We start from the raw sequence: 2248 nt of genomic DNA, 5'->3' as shown, positions 1-2248 counted from the left end.
TGTGGTACCGATTCTCGGTGAGACTTATACCGGACTTTACGAACCGGTTGCCGCCATTGCAAAAGCGTTGGACGATTTACAGGAGAGGACGGGACTCGACATTCCTATGCATGTAGATGCGGCTTCGGGCGGATTTATAGCACCGTTTCTTTTGGGTTGGATAATTTGGCGGGAAGCTGATGATCTCCCTGATGATTTAATCTTCCGCGTCTCCTATTTAGGCGGAAACATGCCGACTTTTGCCTTGAATTTTTCACGTCCTGGCGCACAAGTGCTTCTACAATATTACAATTACCTGCGTTTGGGGAAAAGTGGGTACTATGATGTCCAAAGGGCTTCTCAAAAGGTCGCTCTTTTTCTTAGCAAGGCAATTCAGGAGATGGAACCGTTCGAACTTTTGTCCGATGGTTCGGATATTCCGGTTTTCGCTTGGCAACTGAAAAAAGGTTACACATTAAACTGGAACCTTTATGATTTATCTCGACAATTGCGTGTGTTCGGCTGGCAAGTACCCGCATATCCATTGCCTCCAGACCTAGAAGCAGTGACGATTATGCGCGTTGTGGTTCGAAACGGGTTTTCTATGGATCTCGCGCATTTATTTTTGAGGAACCTCAAACAGGCCGTTGCCTTTCTGGATTCCTTGGATGGACCTATGCCACATGATACGAAATGTGATAATGGGTTTCATCACTAATTGGGGAGCAGCTCTCGTCGTCGTTAAGTTGAGCTCAACACTCATAACTTTTCGAGCTATCGACTGGGAAGAGGTACAGAAAAGCTGATGGTTTCAACCAAGGGATACATGATGATAGGTGATGAACAAATTGATGCCTGAGGGCTTTACAATATCAAATCATACGCCCAGTTTTCAGAAATCTATTGGCTTTTCTTCTGGTTTCGAAAGACACAATTCAAATCTGTTGAAGAGTTAAAAAAATTTGTAGCTAGTATTTCCTTTTGGGAGGTACCATTACCTGCTTTAGGAGTTACTCCACCATTACATTGGATTTTAGCGGATAAATGGGGTGAATCTATTGTATTAGAATCGACAAGGAGTAGTGACTAATAGTCCTGAGTTTAATTGGCATTTACAAAATTTAAGACAATATATGGTCTTAAATCGCAGCCATGCGAGGGGGATATACCATTAAGTGCTTTTGGACAAGGTTCAGGTTCAATGGGACTTAATGGAGATTTCACCCTACTATCAAGGTTTATACGGGCAGCGTATGGTAAATAAAATATTCAGGGTATAGATAACGAAGAAGAGGGGGTATCGGCAGTTTTTCATATCTTATCAACTTGCTGGACAAGGTTCAGGTTCAATGGGACTTAATGGAGATTTCACCCTACTATCAAGGTTTATACGGGCAGCGTATGGTAAATAAAATATTCAGGGTATAGATAACGAAGAAGAGGGTATATCGGTCATTTTTCGTATTTTGTAAAATTGTGAGGTTCCAAAAGGAGGAGTAATAACGGAAGAAGATACATTAGATAATACTATTTATACAAGCGCAACGTGCATGGAGTCTGGTACATATTATTACTATATCTATGATTGTAGATAAATTATTGCCCTTCGTTATTAGTAACAGGATAGCTGCTTAACGATAAAAATGAATTTGCCAATTTTCTTGCAAAATGTAACGGGTGCTCCACCGATTGGATATGAATATACATAATTAAGGGATTCATGTATAACCAGTGATTATGTAAAGCACTGACAATAATTCCTTGTTGTACAATTGATTTCATAAATGCAGGGATCTCTTCTTGTAGAACCGCGATTTCTCCTAAATTTAATGCATTGCCATTTTGATCCAACGATTCAAAACTTACTCCGACGGGAACTACATAGGCACTTGGTTTTCCTTGAACCAGGACCTTAAAATTGCGGTGAAAAGACACCGAACAACCACCTTGATTTATTTTACTCTTTCCTTTAAGAATTGCAGCAAATTGATCAGAAATGAAATTTAAATTAGACATAAGTTCAATTCCTTTCCCGTGCTAAATTTATTCATGTAGAAATTTAATTTAAAAAATGTAGTTCCTTCTTTTAAAGAAAAGAACTACTTATAAACAACTTTTCTCTAAAATAAACAGGCTGATATGTGTAATTTGTACCCTGTTTATTTTAGAAGAAATATAAATGTTATTTCCCAACAAACATAACTTAATGAATCCTTTCTATATATCATTATAAAAAATTCATAAAGTAGGCAATTGTACATCTTTATTT

The 2248-nt window shown here is 38.2% G+C and carries 2 protein-coding genes and 2 pseudogenes; 3 read left to right on the top strand and 1 reads right to left on the bottom strand.

Annotated elements, in window-relative coordinates:
* The 3 genes and pseudogenes from ABWK52_RS17695 to ABWK52_RS17685 form a co-directional block, all read left to right on the top strand.
* Nucleotides 1-697: pyridoxal-dependent decarboxylase (locus ABWK52_RS17695; protein WP_353772042.1), on the top strand; the 697-nt coding region annotated here is incomplete at its 5' end.
* Nucleotides 698-850: 153 nt separating this feature from the next.
* Nucleotides 851-1243, top strand: a pseudogene (locus ABWK52_RS17690) (linear amide C-N hydrolase).
* 67 nt (nucleotides 1244-1310) lie between these two features.
* A pseudogene (locus ABWK52_RS17685) lies at nucleotides 1311-1571 on the top strand (linear amide C-N hydrolase); the annotation flags it as partial.
* A gap of 4 nt (nucleotides 1572-1575) precedes the next feature.
* Here the strand turns inward: ABWK52_RS17685 and ABWK52_RS17680 are convergent.
* Entirely contained in the window at nucleotides 1576-1995 is a 420-nt protein-coding gene (locus tag ABWK52_RS17680) for a DUF1259 domain-containing protein (protein ID WP_000067578.1), read from the bottom strand.
* Nucleotides 1996-2248 lie beyond the last annotated feature (253 nt).

It is taken from the genome of Bacillus sp. AP50, from assembly GCF_040492675.1.
Taxonomy (GTDB): Bacteria; Bacillota; Bacilli; order Bacillales; family Bacillaceae_G; genus Bacillus_A; species Bacillus_A cereus.
This window is presented reverse-complemented; position numbering and strand designations above follow the sequence as displayed.